Source organism: Thermobacillus sp. (assembly GCF_003390775.1).
Taxonomy (GTDB): Bacteria; Bacillota; Bacilli; order Paenibacillales; family Paenibacillaceae; genus Thermobacillus; species Thermobacillus xylanilyticus.
In genome coordinates, this window is sequence record NZ_QEWA01000037.1 from 60,254 (window position 1) to 77,211 (window position 16,958).

At 61.6% G+C, this 16,958-nt stretch carries 14 protein-coding genes; all 14 read left to right on the forward strand.

The annotated features are described in order from the left end of the window. Positions 1-303 carry an NADH-quinone oxidoreductase subunit NuoK gene (nuoK, locus tag C6W55_RS09540; RefSeq protein WP_286892467.1) on the forward strand — a complete coding sequence of 101 codons (303 nt, stop codon included), beginning with the start codon at positions 1-3 and terminating at the stop codon, positions 301-303. A 5-nt stretch (positions 304-308) separates the two neighbouring features. Then, positions 309-2,177: an NADH-quinone oxidoreductase subunit L gene (gene nuoL / locus C6W55_RS09545; protein ID WP_286892468.1), complete on the forward strand. Its 1,869-nt coding sequence runs from the start codon at positions 309-311 to the stop codon at positions 2,175-2,177. Continuing rightward, a complete protein-coding gene (locus C6W55_RS09550) occupies positions 2,177-3,784 on the forward strand; it encodes a complex I subunit 4 family protein (RefSeq protein ID WP_213485593.1) in 1,608 nt (535 codons plus the stop codon). Before nuoL ends, C6W55_RS09550 begins: the two co-directional genes overlap by 1 nt. Before the next feature lie 4 nt (positions 3,785-3,788). Next, entirely contained in the window at positions 3,789-5,360 is a 1,572-nt protein-coding gene (locus C6W55_RS09555) for an NADH-quinone oxidoreductase subunit N (RefSeq protein ID WP_286892469.1), read from the forward strand. A 256-nt stretch (positions 5,361-5,616) separates the two neighbouring features. Next, positions 5,617-8,694 carry a S8 family peptidase gene (locus tag C6W55_RS09560; protein ID WP_286892470.1) on the forward strand — a complete coding sequence of 1,026 codons (3,078 nt, stop codon included), beginning with the start codon at positions 5,617-5,619 and terminating at the stop codon, positions 8,692-8,694. Between the two features lie 22 nt (positions 8,695-8,716). Beyond that, on the forward strand, positions 8,717-8,941 hold the full coding sequence (locus tag C6W55_RS09565) for a DUF1146 domain-containing protein (RefSeq protein WP_286892471.1): 225 nt from the start codon (positions 8,717-8,719) through the stop codon (positions 8,939-8,941). A gap of 229 nt (positions 8,942-9,170) precedes the next feature. Next, complete coding sequence (murA, locus tag C6W55_RS09570; protein ID WP_286892472.1) at positions 9,171-10,562, forward strand: UDP-N-acetylglucosamine 1-carboxyvinyltransferase; 1,392 nt, start codon at positions 9,171-9,173, stop codon at positions 10,560-10,562. Positions 10,563-10,818: 256 nt separating this feature from the next. Beyond that, on the forward strand, positions 10,819-12,042 hold the full coding sequence (gene spoIID, locus C6W55_RS09575) for a stage II sporulation protein D (RefSeq protein WP_286892473.1): 1,224 nt from the start codon (positions 10,819-10,821) through the stop codon (positions 12,040-12,042). A gap of 68 nt (positions 12,043-12,110) precedes the next feature. Continuing rightward, positions 12,111-12,842 carry a M23 family metallopeptidase gene (locus tag C6W55_RS09580; RefSeq protein ID WP_213485601.1) on the forward strand — a complete coding sequence of 244 codons (732 nt, stop codon included), beginning with the start codon at positions 12,111-12,113 and terminating at the stop codon, positions 12,840-12,842. Between the two features lie 299 nt (positions 12,843-13,141). Beyond that, complete coding sequence (gene spoIIID / locus C6W55_RS09585) at positions 13,142-13,432, forward strand: sporulation transcriptional regulator SpoIIID (protein ID WP_015256566.1); 291 nt, start codon at positions 13,142-13,144, stop codon at positions 13,430-13,432. A gap of 237 nt (positions 13,433-13,669) precedes the next feature. Continuing rightward, the gene (gene mreB / locus C6W55_RS09590; RefSeq protein ID WP_015256565.1) at positions 13,670-14,668 is read left to right on the forward strand and encodes a rod shape-determining protein MreB; all 999 of its coding nucleotides are present in this window, start codon (positions 13,670-13,672) and stop codon (positions 14,666-14,668) included. Positions 14,669-14,773: 105 nt separating this feature from the next. Then, positions 14,774-15,640, forward strand: a complete 867-nt coding sequence (locus C6W55_RS09595) for a flagellar hook-basal body protein (RefSeq protein WP_286892474.1) — start codon at positions 14,774-14,776, stop codon at positions 15,638-15,640. A gap of 56 nt (positions 15,641-15,696) precedes the next feature. Further along, on the forward strand, positions 15,697-16,530 hold the full coding sequence (locus C6W55_RS09600; protein WP_286892475.1) for a flagellar hook-basal body protein: 834 nt from the start codon (positions 15,697-15,699) through the stop codon (positions 16,528-16,530). Positions 16,531-16,547: 17 nt separating this feature from the next. Further along, the gene (locus C6W55_RS09605; protein WP_286892476.1) at positions 16,548-16,889 is read left to right on the forward strand and encodes a DNA-directed RNA polymerase subunit beta; all 342 of its coding nucleotides are present in this window, start codon (positions 16,548-16,550) and stop codon (positions 16,887-16,889) included. Positions 16,890-16,958 lie beyond the last annotated feature (69 nt).

Sequence of the window (16,958 nt, forward strand, 5' to 3'; positions counted from 1 at the left end):
GTGCTGTCATCGTACCTGACCATGGCCGCCATTCTGTTCTGCATCGGACTTTACGGCGCGCTGTCGAAACGCAACGCCGTCATCGTGCTCATGTCGGTGGAGCTGATGCTCAACGCGGTGAACCTGAATCTGGTCGCCTTCTCGAAATACGGCGTCGTGCCGTCGCTCACGGGCCAGATTTTCTCCCTGTTCACCATCTCGGTGGCGGCCGCCGAAGTGGCGGTCGGCGTCGCGATCCTGATCGCCCTGTTCCGCGCGCGCGGCGTGGTGAACGTCGATGAATTCAACGAGATGAGGAGGTAGCGGCTATGGCAACCGTGTACTCGCAATACGCCTGGCTCGTTCCGGTGTTCCCGCTCGCGGCTTTCCTCATCCTGACGGCGTTCGGCCGCGGCATGAAGCAGACCGGCGCCATCGTCGCCGTGCTCGGATCGTTCGGGGCGCTCGCCCTGTCGGCGCTCGTGCTGATCGAGCATCTCGGCGGCGCCGACGAATACAACGACAGTTTCCACTGGATCAAGATCGGCGGCTATGCCCTGACCGCCGGTTTCGACGTGACGAATCTGACGGCGCTCATGCTGGTCGTCGTCTCGCTCGTCGCGTTCCTGGTCAATATTTACTCGATCGGCTACATGAAGGACGATGAGCGCATGACCGTGTTTTTCGGCTACGTGGCGCTGTTCACGTTCTCGATGCTCGGTCTCGTGCTCGCCGACAATCTGCTCACGCTCTACATTTTCTGGGAGCTGGTCGGGGTCTGCTCGTTCCTGCTCATCGGCTTCTGGTACCAGAAGCCGGAAGCGAAGGCCGCGGCGAAGAAAGCGTTCATCGTCACGCGGATCGGCGATGTCGGTCTGCTGATCGCGCTACTGCTCCTGTTCTGGTACATGCCGGATCATAACTTGTCGTTCGCCGCGATTGAGAACGTGTTCGGCCAGACCGGCCTGATCACGGAAGGCATCACGACGCTGATCGCGATTCTGATCTTCGTCGGGGCGGTCGGCAAGTCCGGCCAGTTCCCGCTGCACGTCTGGCTTCCGGACGCGATGGAGGGCCCGACGCCGATCAGCGCCCTGATCCACGCCGCGACGATGGTCGCTGCCGGCGTGTTCCTGGTCGCCCGCACGTTCCCGATCTTCGAAGCGTCGCAGGCGGCGCTGGATACGGTCGCCTGGGTCGGCGCCTTCACCGCGATCTTCGCGGCGTCGATCGCCATCGCCCAGAACGACATCAAGCGGATTCTGGCTTACTCCACCGTCAGCCAGCTCGGCTACATGATGATGGCGATCGGGCTCGGTTCGGTGACGGCCGGCATGTTCCATCTGTTCACGCATGCGTTTTTCAAGGCGCTCCTGTTCCTCGGGGCGGGCAGCGTCATTCATGCAGTTCATACGCAGGATATTCACGAGATGGGCGGCCTCGGCAAGACGATGAAGACGACCGCCTGGACGTTTGCGATCGGCGCGCTGGCGCTCGCCGGCATCCCGCCGCTCTCCGGCTTCTGGTCGAAGGACGCCATTCTGGCGGAAGCGCTCCACGCGAATCCGGCGCTGTTCGTCGTCGGCATCGCGGCCGCGTTTCTGACGGCGCTCTACATGTCCCGCCTGTTCTTCCTCGTCTTCGCGGGCAATCCGAAGGCGGGCGGCGAAGCGCATGAATCGCCGGCTACCATGACGGTGCCGCTGATCGTGCTGGCGGTGCTGGCGGTCATCGCGGGCTTCATCGAAATGCCGTTCAGCGGCACGGGCTGGTTCGGCGAATGGCTGACCGGGCATGCGGCGGAGCATGAAGGTGCGGCGCTCGTCATGCTCGTCTCCACGGCGATCGGCCTTCTGGGCATCTATCTCGGCTGGCTGATCTATGTGAAGGGGGCCATTTCGCGCGATGTCGTCACATCCCGCGCGCCCTGGCTGACCCGTCTGCTCGAGCGGAAATACTACATCGACGAAATTTATCATGCGGTCTTCACGGTCTCGCTGCGCGCGATCGGACGGGCGTGCGACGCCTTCGACCGCCATGTCGTCGGCGGCGCCGTCCGGCTGGCGGGAGGCGCAGCCTTCTGGACAGGCCGCGCGGCAACCCGGATGCAAAGCGGCCAACTGCAGTCCTACGGCTTGTACGTCGTCATCGGGCTGGTCATTCTCGTTGCAGCGATTGCCGGAAGGAGGTTTTGGTAATGGAAAGCTCTTTCCCCTGGCTGACGCTGCTGACGTTCTCGCCGATCATCGGGCTGCTGGTGCTGCTCTTCATACCCGGTACGAACAGCCGCGCGCTCCGCACGGCTGCGATCGTGACGACGCTCGTCCCGCTCGGCCTGTCGCTCTGGCTGTTCGCGTCCTATGACGCGGCGAATCCGAACGCCTTCAGGGAGCAGGTCGACTGGATCACGATCGCGCTCAACCATGAGGCGGTCAATATCGGCTCCAGCGCTTACGTCTTCCAGTACCATCTGGCGGTCGACGGCCTGTCGCTGCCGCTCGTGGCGCTCGCGGCGCTCGTCGCGGTAATGGCCGCGCTGGCGTCGGTCCATATCAAGAAGCGCTGGAAAGCGTTCTATGTCTGGTTCCTGCTGCTCGAGACGGGGATGCTCGGCGTCTTCCTGGCGCGCGACCTGATCCTGTTCTTCCTGTTCTTCGAGCTGACGCTGATCGCGCTGTTCTTCCTGATCGGCATCTGGGGCTCCCTGAACCGGGAAAAAGCGGCGAACACGTTCCTCATCTACAACGGGCTTGGTTCGGCTCTCATGCTGATTGCGTTCGTGCTGCTCATTTCCACCGCGGGCGCATCGCTGAATGCGACGGAGCAGGGAGGCGATCTGGTATACAGCGGCGATTACGCGACGATTGCGGCGAATCTGACATCCGGTGAATCGCTCACGAACCTGCCCGGCGGGTATGACAATCCGTTCGCGCTGAGCGACGGAATGCGGTGGACGATCTTCATCCTGCTGCTTGCGGCCTTCGGCATCAAGCTGCCGGTGCTGCCGCTGCATACGTGGATGCTCCGCGTCCACGCGGAAGCGCCGCCTTCCGTCGTCATGATTCACTCCGGCGTCCTGCTCAAGATGGGCGGATACGGTCTGATCCGATTCGGCATCGGGCTGTTCCCCGAGCTGGCGGAAGATGCGTCGTTCGTGCTGGCGCTGCTCGGCGCCGTGAGCGTGCTGTACGGCGCCGTGCTGGCGTTCGTCCAGCGGGAGTTCCGGCTGGTGCTGGCCTATTCGTCGGTCAGCCACATGGGCATCGTGCTGCTCGGCATCGCGTCGCTGAACGAGATCGGACTGCAGGGCGCGGTGTTCCAGCTCGTCTCGCACGGCCTCATCTCGGCGCTCCTGTTCCTGATCGTGGGCAGCCTGTACGAACGGACCGGCACGACGGAACTGGAAGAGCTCGGCGGCCTCGCCCGCCCGATGCCGTTCATGAGCGGCGTGCTGCTGGCCGCGGGGATGGCGTCGCTCGGACTGCCGGGGCTGTCCGGCTTCATCGGCGAGTTCCTTGCCTTCCTCGGCTTGTTCGAGACGATGAAGTGGGTGACCGCAATCGCCGCGATCGGCGTCATTCTGGCGGCTGTGTACATCCTGCGCAGCGTGCTGAAGATTACGTTCGGCCCGCAGCAGGAGCGCTACGCGGTGCTGAAGGACGCACGGCTCATCGAAGCCGTGCCGATGATCGCGCTGTTCGCCTTCATCGTGCTGCTCGGCGTCTATCCTTCGGTGCTGACGGATACGATGCAGGGAAGTTTCGACAACATCATCGCGCATTTGAACACGAGGATGGGGGGGTAGTCGCATGGTGACAACGGCAACGCAAGCTTTGACCGGACCGGATGTGGCTTACCTCGTCCCCGAGATCATTCTGGTCGGCGCGGCGATTCTGCTGACGCTCCTTGATCTGCTGCTGCCGAATACGGTCCGCCGCGGGTTTCTGAGCTGGCTGACGCTGGCCGCAATGGCCGGCTCCGCCGCCGTCGTTGTCGGGCAGCTGCTGTCGTTCGATCCGTTCGGCGAAGGTGGCGCGGAAGTGATTTCGCTTCTGCGGGACAGCTACCGGATCGACGGGTTCGCGCTCGCGATGAAGCTGATCATCCTGGCCGCTTCCATGCTCATCCTGCTGATGGGCATCCGGACGATCGAGCGGGACGATGCCATTCCGGACAAAGGCGAAACGTTCACGATGATGCTGCCCGCCGTCGCCGGTGCGCTCGTCCTCTGTTCGACGGCGGATCTGATCACGATGTTCGTCGGACTGGAACTGCTCGGCATTTCGACATATGTGCTGATCGGTTTCCGCAAAAAATCGAAGCTGGCGGCTGAGGCGGCGTTCAAATATGTCGTCATCGGCGCTGTCTCGTCGGCGTTCATCCTGTTCGGCATGTCGTACCTGTACGGGGTGACGGGATCGACCAACCTTGGCTGGATTGCCCGGATGCTGGAGCAGGCGGTCACCGATTTCGAAGCGCTCGTCTACGTCGGCCTGTTCTTCCTGGTCGCGGGGTTCGCGGTGAAGATCGCGGCCGCGCCGTTCCACGCCTGGGCGCCCGACGTCTACCAGGGAGCGGCGACGCCGGTCACGGCGTTTCTGGCCGTCGTCTCGAAAGCCGCGGCGTTCATTGCGCTGGTGCGGGTGATCTTCAATACGGCGGTCATCCAGACGCCGTTCATCCTCGGGCCGGCCGTCAGCCCGGTCGGGGAAGACGTGCTGCTCGCGCTGAAAGTGCTGGCGGCCGCCGCCATGATTGTCGGCACGACGGCCGCGCTGCGCCAGAAGAACGTGAAGCGGCTGCTGGCCCTGTCCGGCGTTGCCAACGCGGGCTACCTGCTCGTGCCGCTGGCGATCGGCCTCGGCACGACGTCAACCAACAACCTGGGCGATTTCTCGTTCTACCTGGTCGCCTACATGTTCATGACGATCGGCGCCTTCGCGGTCATGGCGGTTGTCAGCCAGGCGGCCGGGCATGACGAGCTGAAGGGCTACGCCGGCCTGTACTACCGCGCGCCATGGACGGCGGCGGGGATGATCGTGCTGCTCATCTCGCTGGCCGGGCTGCCGGTGACGGGCGGCTTCTTCGGCAAGCTGTTCATTCTGCTGAGCGCGGCGCAGATGAAAGATTACTGGCTGGCTGCGATCATGATCGTGACCAGCGTCATCTCGTATTACTTCTACTTCAGCATCATCCGCCAGATGTTCATGCGGACCGCGGAGACGGAGGCAAAGCTGAGCGTCCCCGTACCGACGGGAATTGCCCTTTGGATCTGCGTCGCGGCGACGCTGGCGCTCGGCTTCATGCCGAACGCGTTCATGGAGATGCTGGAACAAGTCGTGACGCTGTCCCGCGACGTCTGGGTGGCGATGCCGAGATAACCGCTCGCGGGCGGTGCTTTGCAGACGGCCGGTTTGGGAGCGGCTGTCTGAAGAGAAAGTGGTTTGACAGGCTTCGGGTGAGGTCAAAGTCCGGCTGCGTCTTGTCCGGAATGGATGGGACGCGGCCGGATTGTTTTTTGGGTACATTGAAAGCTTTCCGGCAAGTGAGAGTTTTTTAAACGCAATGAAATAGATTATCGATTATAATAGGTTCATAGCGTCGGAACGGAAACGGAACGGATAAGGACAGATCGCAATGCGAATCATGAAAGGGAACGGCTGGAGGACCGGCAACCATAAGGAAGCGGGGGCGCGCACCGACCGGCGTCAGCAGCGGCGCAGCATTGCCGTGCCTGCTGCCATGTTGGCGTGCGTACTGGCCGCGGGATCTCTGCTTGGTGAAATGGGCGGACCGCTTGCAACGATCGGAGCAAGCGCCCCTTCGAACATGCAGTTTTCGGCGGATGCGGCAGATGTATGGACAACCGGGAGCTGGCTCCTGAAATGGCGGGAAGGCGCGGAGACGGATCCCGCCCGGCTGCTGGGCACCGTCGTGCTCTCGCGGCAGCCGGAGACGGGTGTGGACCTCGTCGTGCCGGCAGACGGTGAAGACCGGCAGCGCTGGCTGGACAGGCTGACCGCGCACCCGGATGTGGAATATGTGCATCCGGTCGGCAAGGTCAAGCTGCTCGCCTTCAGCGCGGATAACGGCGGAGAACAGGCAGACATGACGTCCACGGCGTCCACGCCGGCTGTTGCGGCAACAGAGGCGGAAGCGGCGTTGCAATCCTCAGCAAACACCCAGTCTCCTGCGGCGCCGGCAGCCGCGGATCTTCCGGGCAAGCCTGACGATCCGCATCTGGACAGGCAGTCTTATCTGAAACTGATCGGAGCGGACCGCGCCTGGGCGCTGGCGCCGGGCATGGCGACCGATCTGACGATCGCGGTGGTGGACACCGGCGTCGATCTCGATCATCCGGATCTGAAAGACAATCTCGTGCAGGGCATCAATCTGATTGCGCCCGGCAAGCCTCCCGAGGACGACAACGGGCACGGCACCCGGGTCGCCGGTGTGCTGGCGGCCATAGGCAACAACGGCATCGGGACGGCCGGCGTGCTGTGGAAGGCGAAGATCATGCCGGTCAAGGCGCTGGACGAAACCGGATTCGGCGATGAGAAGATGCTCGGCGAAGCGATTGTGAAAGCGGTGGATGCCGGCGCGAAGATCGTCGTCCTGTCGGTCGGGCTTTACCGGTATTCCCCCTACATGCAGGACATCGCCTTGTATGCCGAGAAAAACGACGTTCTGCTCGTCGCGGCCAGCGGCAATGACGGGCTCCAGCACGGCCGCAAGGCTGTTGTCAAATATCCGGCGGCCTACCCGACCGTGATGGCCGTCTCCGGCGCGGCGGCGGACGGCAGCCCGGAACGCCGGGCCAATGCCGGTCCCGAGAACGATATCGCGGCAGCTTGGGAAGTGTACACGACGGCGCTCGGCGGAGGATACCGCAAGGAAGAAGGCACGTCGATGGCTGCGCCGCAGGTTGCGGCTGCCGCGGCGCTCGTCTGGACGAAGGAGCCGCATCTGAAAGCCTGGCAGGTGCGGGAGCGGCTGATGCAGACGGCGCAGGATATCGGGGCACCCGGCCGCGATGATCAGACCGGAGCGGGGCTGCTTCGGGTCGATCTTGCGCTGAAGGCGGCGGCGAACCCGCGGGAGCCGAACAACACACGGCAGGAAGCCGCTGCGCTGCCGGTCGTCAATCAGATCGCGGGGGCTTTGAGCGGCGGATCCGACGTTGACTGGTTCAAGATCGATGCGCCGCATGACGGGTGGATGACGTTTGCTTTTGAAGGCCATCCCGGTGAGAAAAAAGCATATCCCGCCGTATCCGCCGTGCTGCATCGGAAAGACGGAACGTCGGCTTCCGCGGAGTGGCGCGTGGACGCCGGCCAGGTCGAATGGCCGGTGAAGCGCGGCGTTCAATGGCTGGAACTGAAGTTCAAGAACAGCGAGGAGACCGCGGTCTTGCCCTACACGCTGACGACCGGATTCCGGATGGCCGAAGATGAATATGAGCCGAATGACGCGCAGGCATTTGCCCATCAGTTGAAGAACCTGACGGACGGGCAGCTGAAGGTGACCGGAACGTTCCATCAGCAAGGCGACCAGGACTGGTATGCCGTGACGATCGGCCAGACGGGCGATTTGAAGCTGTCGCTGGCGGTCGATACGATGCGCATCGATCCGTCCCTTCTCATCAAGCCTGAGCGCGGTACGGAACAGCGCGTGGACGACTACGGCGAAGGGGCGACGGAGCGGGCGAATATTCCGGTGACCCCTGGCCGATATCTGATCCGGGTGCGCGACGCTTCGTCGGCTTCCGCGCATTCCGCGGCCGGCACTTACACGCTGACGCTGGAACTTGAGCGGAGGCATGAAGATCCGAACGAGCCGAACGACCGGATCTATGCGGCGACACCGCTGGCGCCGGACACGGAGTACCGGGGTGTCTTCGCCGTCCAGGGCGATGAAGACTGGTTCAGGCTGAAGCTGGACAGCCGATCGATCGTGACGGTCACGCTGGACGGGGTGCCGGCGGACCGCCGCGTGCGGATGGAAGTGTACGACAAGCGCCAGCAATTGCTGGAAACCGTTGAAACGGCGCCTGAGACGGCAAGCATTCGCATCGAGCGTGAATATGATGAGGGTAGCCATTACATCAGGCTCACATCCGACCGTCCGTTCGACCGGAGCTTGTACCGGCTGCGGGTCAATGTGGAGCCGCTCGTGGGCGGTTTCCGGGATATTGCCGGGCACTGGGCCGAAGACTCGATCGTCAAGCTGAACGCGCTCGGTCTCGTATCGGGCACGGGCGACCGCCGGTTTGAGCCGGATCGCGGCATCTCCCGCGCGGAAGCGACTGCGCTGCTCGTGCGGGCGCTCGGCGGTTCCGGAACGCCGGCCGCCACGATCGCTTACCGCGATCTGGACGAGAGCCACTGGGCCTATAAAGCGATCCAGCAGGCGACGGCGGCCGGCATCGTAAACGGTTTGCCGGGCGGCAGGTTCGGCCCATCAAATCCGGTATCCCGGGCCGAAGCCGCCGTCATGATCGGCCGCGCGCTCGGACTGGCGCCGCTGAACAGGGCATCGGCGCCGTTCAACGATCTGAGCCCGAACCACTGGGCGGCATCGATGATCAATCGGCTCAAGGAAGAAGGGCTGTTGAGCGGCTACCCCGGCGGATTCGTCAGACCGGATGAACGGATCAGCCGGGCGGAATTCAGCGTCTTTCTGCTGCGCGCGGTGGAGAAGAGGAGATTGAACTGAGATGGAGGATGTCTATTTTTCAATGGGCATAAGAGGGCTGCTGTCCGTGGCCGTCATGCTGTTCAGCGTCTATCTCGCCTGGGTCGTGCTTCAGGAACTCAAGCTCGACGTGTTCCTGAAGCAGCCCAAGGGCAGGCGCGCCGTCATGCTGCGTCTGATGATGGCGGTCGCGATCGGCTATCTGTTCTCCCGGTTCATCCTGGATTACTGGGAATGGTCGACGTCGCTGCGCCTGCTTGTCGAATAAGGAGAACGGATTCCGTCAACAATGGTATTGATTCTACGGTCCGAATTCGGCATTCGGCTGCGAATGATGTAGAATGTCGGGAATTTTCGCCAATTCCTGTATAGATTCGAAATTTTGTGCTTGTCGATCTGTGTAAGGAAATGCTAAGATATTCACGGAATGTTGGACGGATGAAAAAAGTACTAGTTCGGATCGTGATTGGTAGGATCATGTGCGCGGAGGGACCCATATGAGCAAAATCATCGTCCGCGGCGGTCGGCGGCTCTCCGGAACGGTTCGCATCAGCGGCGCCAAAAATGCGGTGCTGCCCATTCTGGCCGCGTCGCTGCTCGCCGAAAAGGGCGTCAGTGTCATTCGAGACGTCCCCCTGCTTGATGATGTCTTGACCATCCGGCAGGTGTTGTCTTCGCTCGGCGCCGGCCTCCGCCAGGACGGCGATACCGTCTTCGTTGATGCTTCATCACTGCAAAGCTTCGAACCACCATATGAACTGGTCCGTAAAATGCGGGCTTCCTTCCTCGTGATGGGACCTCTGCTGACGCGATTCGGACAGGCGCGCATCTCGCTGCCTGGCGGATGCGCCATCGGCACGCGCCCGATTGACCAGCACCTGAAAGGCTTCGAAGCGATGGGCGCTGACATCGCCCTGGGGCAAGGTTACATAGAAGCGCGCACGCACGGACGGCTGAAAGGCGCGAAGATCTACCTCGATGTGCCGAGCGTCGGCGCTACGCAGAACATCATGATGGCCGCCTCCCTTGCGGAAGGGACGACCATCATCGAGAATGCGGCGAGGGAACCGGAAATCGTCGATCTGGCGAATTTCATGAACAGCATGGGCGCCGTCGTGCGAGGCGCGGGTACGAGCATGATCCGCATCGAAGGGGTCGACATGCTGCACGGTGCGGAACATACGGTAATCCCCGATCGGGTGGAAGCCGGCACTTATATGGTTGCCGCCGCCATAACCGGCGGAGATGTAATGATTGAAGGCGCAATTGCCGACCATTTGACCCCGGTGATTTCGAAGCTGGAAGAAATGGGCGTCGATTTCGGGGAATGCGAGAACGGCATCCGCGTGACGGTAAGCCGTCCGCTGCGCGCCGTCGATGTGAAGACCCTCCCGCACCCGGGATTTCCCACCGATATGCAGTCGCAGATCATGGCGCTGCTCATGGTGGCGGAAGGCACGAGCGTCGTGACGGAGACGGTGTTCGAGAACCGGTTCATGCATGTGGAGGAATTCCGCAAGCTTCAGGGACAGATCCGTGTGGAAGGGCGGTCCGCGATCGTAACGGGCGGTGCGAAACTCGTCGGCGCCAAGGTGTGCGCCACCGATCTGCGCGCCGGAGCCGCGCTGATCTGTGCCGCGCTGCGCGCCGAAGGCGAGACCGAGATCACGGGCGTTCATCATATTGACCGCGGATACTTGGGGATTACGGAGAAGCTGGCGGCTCTCGGCGCGGACATTCGCCGGATTGAGGCGGAAGCCGCGCTTGCCCGGGCGGCGGAAGAAGCGCAGGCCCTCCGCCTCGAGGAAGCGGAAGGGGAAGTGCCGGCCGAGGCGGTCTTCGCCCGCGAGGAGCGCGCCCGCATTCAGGTCAGGCCTTCCTGGGCGTGAAGCAAGCAGAACGATCATCAGAACGCGTTGTGAAAGACGCGTTCTTTTTTATTTCCGGAACGATTCATTTCTTCCATTCGGGATACAAATGCGCTTTCATCAAAATAGAAGCGGCCGGAAATCCGCAAGCTGCCGGCATTTTCGCTTGACCGAGGTTTTGTGGTTCTGCCCTACCAAACGGCTTCATAGGATGTACCAAGGCCGGCGGATGAGAGATTCAAGCAGACGTACCAGCGTCGATTGGAGGGCAGACACAATGAGACGGAGAACGGCATGGAGGCGCATCCTGCAGGGCGGTGTTGGAACTTCGGGCTGGATGGCGGCGTTTCTGCTCGGCATGGCGGCGGCCATGTTCCTGAAGTTGATGTCCGCGGGCGGCGGGGTGTCGGAATCCGGCGCTTCGCATACAAAATCCGACGGGATTCCGGAGGTCATGGCGGCGGAAGCTTCGGAAGCCGGCAGCAGCGAATTGGCAGGAAGACCGCGGATGCCGGAATCCGGAAGCGGCAATCTGAAACATGAGGATGGAGTACAGACCGATGGAGCGGTCGGACAGGCCGGCGATTCCGCAGATGGTGAAGGCGGCGCCGCCGGGAAGGACGAAGCGCCGGACGAGCCGTTGGTGCGCGTCTACCTGGCGGAAGAGGGGCGCGTGGAGACGGTGCCGCTGGAGACGTATGTTCTCGGCGTCGTAGCGGGAGAGATGCCGGCTGATTTCGAGCTTGAAGCGCTGAAAGCGCAGGCGATTGCGGCCAGAACCTATATCATCCGCAAACTGTTCACCGCAGCGCAAGATACCGGCGATGTAAAACGGGAATATGATGTGACGGACGGCGAGGCCGACCAGGTGTATGTGCCGCTGAAGAAAATCCGGGAAATGCGGCTTGAACGGGAGGAAGAGCTGGCGCGGATCGGACGAGCGGTCGCCGAGACGCAGGGGCTCGTGCTGACCTACGAGGGCGAGCCGATTCAGGCGGCCTATTTCTCGACAAGCGGCGGTTATACGGAGAATGCCGAAGATTACTGGTCCGTGGAGGTTCCGTATCTGAGAAGCGTGCCCAGCCCCTGGGACGCGCAGCTGTCGCCGCGTTTCGAACAGAAGGTCGAAATGGAGCTGGACGAATTCTATGACCGCCTGGGCATCCGCAAGCGGGACCGAAAGGGCGGCATCGAGGTGCTGAGCCGGACGGCGGGCCGAAGTGTGAAAGAGATCCGGATCGGGAAGAAGGTGCTCACCGGACGGGAGGTGCGGGAGGCGCTGGATCTGCCGTCCGCCAACTTCAGCTGGCGGATCGAAGACGGACGGATCACGCTGGTGTGCTACGGCTACGGACATGGCGTAGGCATGAGCCAATGGGGGGCGCAGGCGCTGGCCAAGGCGGGCAATGACGCGGAGCAGATTCTGGCCTACTATTACCGGGGAACAAGGCTTGTCCGATCTGCGAGTCTTGCGGCATCGTTCGAAAGTTTCAAAACTTGAAAATTATCATTTCAGCGACGTATAAAAGATTCCTCACTGGCAACAATGGCTGGTGAGGTGATCAAAAAATGAATGAACAAGACAAGCAGAAACCGCTTGAGGAAGCTTCCGGGCTGTCCCGAAGCGGAGCCGCCAAATCGTCCGGTTGGAAGAGATTGCTGTCGAAGAAATGGGTTTCTCCGGCATTGTTCATGGCCGCGGCGGCAATCATCGTAACGATCATGTGGCTCTATCAGGGGACCGACAAGTCGGAAGTCAAGCCTGCAGATGACGAGTCCGCTGAAGTGAGCGACGTGACGAATACCGATGAAGCCGTGGCCGATGAGCGTACGCTGGAGGTCATTGCGGACGGCGAAACGCTGCAATGGCCGGTCGTCGACCGCTCGGAGCTGGAGATCGTTCTCCCGCACTATGACGCGGATGCGCCGAGTGAAGAACGGCAGCAGGCGCTTCTGGTGTCCGGCACGACGTTCATGCCGCACATGGGCATCGATCTGGCGCGGCCTGACAATGCGGCCTTCGATGTCGCTGCCGCGATGAGCGGCAAGGTGACGGTAGCCGAGCAGCATCCGACGAACGGTTATATTGTCGAAATCGCGCATCCGGACGGGCTTGTCACCGTGTACCAGAGCCTGAGCGAAATCAACGTCAAGGTCGGCGACGAAGTGAAGCAAGGCACGCTGATCGCGAAGGCGGGACGCAGCGAGCTGGAGAAAGATCTCGGCGTACATCTTCACTTCGAAGTCCGCGAGAACGGCACGCCGGTCAATCCGTTGGCACTGCTTGACGAAGAAGAATGATGCGAACAGACCATGCAGGCCATTGGTCGCACAGGCGGGCCGGACGGACCGGCGGCGCAGAAGTGCACGAAGGCTAAGCCGGGAAAGCAGGGGAACCCCTGCTTTCCTTTTTTTGCAAACGGCTTTTCCATCCCGTCGCTCCGGACGCGCCCGTACGGTGCAGGATGGTGTTCCCGGGGCGGCGTTTATTTCCCGGAAAATAATTTGTACAGTCAGGCTTGTCACGCTTGACCACGGCGAATATAAACCTCCCCGACTCATATAATGTACCAAACTATTCCGAGTTGGGAGGCGGGAACGTGCACGATTACATCAAAGAACGGACGATCAAAATCGGCAGATGCATCGTCGAGACGAGAAATACCGTTCGAACGATCGCGAAGGAGTTCGGCGTTTCGAAAAGCACGGTACACAAGGATCTGACCGAGCGGCTGCCGGAGATCAATCCCGACCTTGCGGACCAGGTGAAGCACATTCTCGAGTACCACAAATCGATTCGGCATCTGCGGGGCGGCGAAGCGACGAAGATCAAATACAAGAAATCGGCAGGGAAGAAACGCGAAGCGATAACGGCCGGAAAAAACGGCTAATTCTTCTACAAAAATAGAGGATTTCGGACAACAATAGCGAATTGATATCGATTATGGGCCGATTTGGAATCGAGCGACATTTCATGACATACCGTGTGCCTTTGTCCCGGCGGGACGGTACGGCGCGCGGTATTCGTCGAGTCCGGACAGGCCTTTTTTCAGGCGGCTTGCAAATGGACAAGCCTTGGGTGCCGGTTGAAACGCCCTGATAATTTTCGGGTTGGGGGACATGCAGAAATGTTGGGCAAAGATATCGGAATCGATCTCGGAACAGCCAATGTATCCATTCATGTCAAAGGCAGGGGCGTCGTGCTGGACGAACCTTCCGTCGTCGCCATTGAAAGCGAGTCGAAGCGGGTGCTGGCCGTCGGCGAAGAAGCGAGACGGATGGTCGGCCGGACGCCGGGCAACATCGTGGCGATCCGTCCGCTGAAGGACGGCGTGATCGCCGATTTTGAGATTACGGAACTGATGCTGAAGTCATTCATCAACCGGGTCGGGGGTCGGAAATGGTACAGCCGTCCGCGCATCCTGATCTGCGCGCCGACGAACATCACGTCGGTCGAACAGAAAGCGATCCGGGAAGCGGCTGAACGAAGCGGGGCCAAGGAAGTATTTCTCGAGGAGGAGCCGAAGGCGGCGGCGATCGGAGCCGGCATGGACATCTTCCAGCCAAGCGGCAACATGGTCGTCGACATCGGCGGCGGCACGACGGATGTCGCGGTGCTGTCCATGGGCGACATCGTCACGGCCTCGTCCATCAAAGTGGCGGGCGACAAATTCGACTCCGAGATCATGAAATATATCAAAAACAAATACAAGCTGCTGATCGGCGAGCGGACAAGCGAGGACATCAAAATCCGCATCGGCTCGGTCCATCCGGACGGGCGAAAGGAATCGATGGACATCCGCGGACGCGACATGGTGACCGGGCTGCCCCAGACGGTGACGATCCGCTCGGAGGAAGTGCGGGAAGCGCTCTGGGATTCGGTCATGTCGATCGTCCAGGCCGCCAAGGCGGTGCTGGAACGGACGCCGCCGGAGTTGTCGGCGGATATCATCGACCGCGGCGTCATTCTGACGGGGGGCGGCGCGCTGCTTGACGGATTGGACGCGCTGCTGGCCGACGAGCTGAAAGTGCCGGTGCTGATTGCGGAAGATCCGATGCACTGCGTCGTGAAAGGCACGGGCATCATGCTGGAGAACCTGGACAAGGTCAGCTCGAAGAAGCTCTGAGACATCCGATTCACAATTCGGGACCGGAATGCCGATAAAATAGCCGTGAGTGTTTTTTGCGGCATGGCCGGAAGCCGGCCTGGACGAGGGGAAAGGAGGAACATCATGCTTCGCGGGTTGTATACGGCCGCAGCGGGGATGGTTGCCCAGCAGCGGCGGCATGATACGGTTACGAACAATATATCGAATCTGAATACGCCGGGTTACAAGCAAGTAACGTCGGTGGGCCGATCGTTCCCGGAAATGCTGCTGCATCTGACCGGCATCGAAGGGGACAAGCCTGCAAGAATCGGCGCGGTGAACACCGGCGTGTTCGCGGAAGAGAGCCTGTCGATCCATATCCAGGGCGACGCGTACGCGACCGGCAGAATGTCGGATTTCGCCATTCAGGCTAATCTGCAGGTCCCGGGACTTCAGTTCGACAGTTCCGGCAAGGCGATTGACGATGACGGCAACGTCGTGTTCCAGCCGCAGGCGTTCTTCACGGTGCAGGATCGGGACGGCGGCATTCGCTATACCAGGAACGGATCGTTCCTGGTAAATGACGAAGGCTACCTGGTCACGAACGACGGTTCATTCGTCCTCGGAACGGACAACAACCCGATCCAGTTCCCGCCGGGCGTGAGTCTCGACCGGCTGTCGCTGACCGGCGACCTGCGGTTCGTTGACGCGGACGGCGCGGATGCCGGCGTTCAGTTGCTGATCACGGTCATCGAGAATCCGAACCGTCTCGTCCAGGAAGGGTACGGCAAGTTCCGGCTGAACGACGAGGAAGCGGATCTGGCGCGCGCGGCTGAAGCCGGGGACCGCATCGAGGTGCGGCAAGGCTATCTGGAGCGTTCCAATGTGGACGCGGCGCAGGCGATGGTCGACCTGATGAGCGCGCTTCGTGCGTACGAATCGAACCAGAAGGTCATCCAGTTCTATGACCAAAGCCTGGGCAAGGCGGTCAACGAGGTCGGCAAGGTCTAGCTTTCGCGCCGAATTTCGGTTATGATGCAGGATGAAAGCGGGAAAGGGGCGGTTCGATGAACAGCTCGATGATCAACGCGATGATGTCGATGAACGCGATGCAGCGCAAGCTCGATCTGATCGCCGACAACATCGCGAACCTGAATACCGCGGGCTACAAGCGCAAGAGCGCCTCATTCGAGGATCTGCTTACGACCGCGAAGCAGCAGGATGAACGGTTCGCGCAAGCGGGCCGGCTGACGCCGCTCGGCTTCACGATCGGCTGGGGCGCGCGGATGACGCAAGTGCAGCAGGATTTGTCGCAAGGGTCGATTCAAATCACCGACAATCCGTATGATCTCGCGATTCACGGCAATGCGTTGTTCGAAGTGATTACGGACGATGCGGGAACGCGGGCTTATACGCGCAGCGGCGCCTTCCGGGCGACGCTGAACGCAGCCGGCGACATTGTCGTGACGACCGCGGACGGCTATCCGGTCGTCGTCCGGGATGAGGGCGGCGCGGAAGGTCCGCTTCTCCTGCCTGCCGGATACGAGCTGCAAGTTGACGCGCAGGGCAGGGTAAGCGCCGTCTCCGTTGACGGAAGTGATCGTCTGGCGCTCGGGCAGCTGAAGCTGGTCGAGCCGGTGAGACCGGATGCGCTGCTGGCTGTGGCGGACAATCTGTACACTACGGCAGACGGCGTCGATGCCGCGGATGTGGTCCGCGACGTGCAGCCGGGCGAAGAGAGCGATGTCCGGATTACGCAGGGCGCCCTCGAGCAATCCAATGTCCAACTGGAGACGGAAATGTCGGAGCTGCTGATGGTGCAGCGAGCCTATCAACTCAGCGCACGCGCGCTGTCATCCGCCGACACGATGATGAGTCTGGCCAACGGACTGCGTGCATGAGCGAAACGGGATGAGACATGAATAACGGACAAGACCGGCCGAAGGCGCCGGCAAGGGAGACGGAACCGGTTCGCACCGAAACGGCGGCCCGTCCGGTGCGGCCGGCCGGCGAGTCGGGGACGGGCGCGAAGCGGCCGTCCGAAGGCGGTTCGGGCAAACCCGGCAAGCCAAGGCGCCATCCGGCTGTAAGGGCGCTGCTGCGGACGCTGCGCGCGGCCATCGTGCCGCTGCTCCTCATCGCGGCGCTGATTGCAGGTTTGTATATCGGTTATACGAAACTCGGCGGCGGATCGCCCGATGACGTCTGGAATTGGGAGACGTGGAAGCATATGTTCGATCTGATTTTCGCCGAATCCTGATATTGAAACGGAAACGCGGATCAACCGTGAAAACGGGCGCCCCACACCGTCATTCCGACGGACGGGGCG

What these genes read in the sequence shown, in the direction of transcription:
- nuoL (WP_286892468.1), top strand. Translation starts at nt 309, where the DNA reads ATGGCAACCGTGTACTCGCAATACGCCTGGCTCGTTCCGGTGTTCCCG.
- C6W55_RS09550 (WP_213485593.1), top strand. Translation starts at nt 2,177, where the DNA reads ATGGAAAGCTCTTTCCCCTGGCTGACGCTGCTGACGTTCTCGCCGATC.
- C6W55_RS09555 (WP_286892469.1), top strand. Translation starts at nt 3,789, where the DNA reads ATGGTGACAACGGCAACGCAAGCTTTGACCGGACCGGATGTGGCTTAC.
- C6W55_RS09560 (WP_286892470.1), top strand. Translation starts at nt 5,617, where the DNA reads ATGCGAATCATGAAAGGGAACGGCTGGAGGACCGGCAACCATAAGGAA.
- C6W55_RS09565 (WP_286892471.1), top strand. Translation starts at nt 8,717, where the DNA reads ATGGGCATAAGAGGGCTGCTGTCCGTGGCCGTCATGCTGTTCAGCGTC.
- murA (WP_286892472.1), top strand. Translation starts at nt 9,171, where the DNA reads ATGAGCAAAATCATCGTCCGCGGCGGTCGGCGGCTCTCCGGAACGGTT.
- spoIID (WP_286892473.1), top strand. Translation starts at nt 10,819, where the DNA reads ATGAGACGGAGAACGGCATGGAGGCGCATCCTGCAGGGCGGTGTTGGA.
- C6W55_RS09580 (WP_213485601.1), top strand. Translation starts at nt 12,111, where the DNA reads ATGAATGAACAAGACAAGCAGAAACCGCTTGAGGAAGCTTCCGGGCTG.
- mreB (WP_015256565.1), top strand. Translation starts at nt 13,670, where the DNA reads ATGTTGGGCAAAGATATCGGAATCGATCTCGGAACAGCCAATGTATCC.
- C6W55_RS09595 (WP_286892474.1), top strand. Translation starts at nt 14,774, where the DNA reads ATGCTTCGCGGGTTGTATACGGCCGCAGCGGGGATGGTTGCCCAGCAG.
- C6W55_RS09600 (WP_286892475.1), top strand. Translation starts at nt 15,697, where the DNA reads ATGAACAGCTCGATGATCAACGCGATGATGTCGATGAACGCGATGCAG.
- C6W55_RS09605 (WP_286892476.1), top strand. Translation starts at nt 16,548, where the DNA reads ATGAATAACGGACAAGACCGGCCGAAGGCGCCGGCAAGGGAGACGGAA.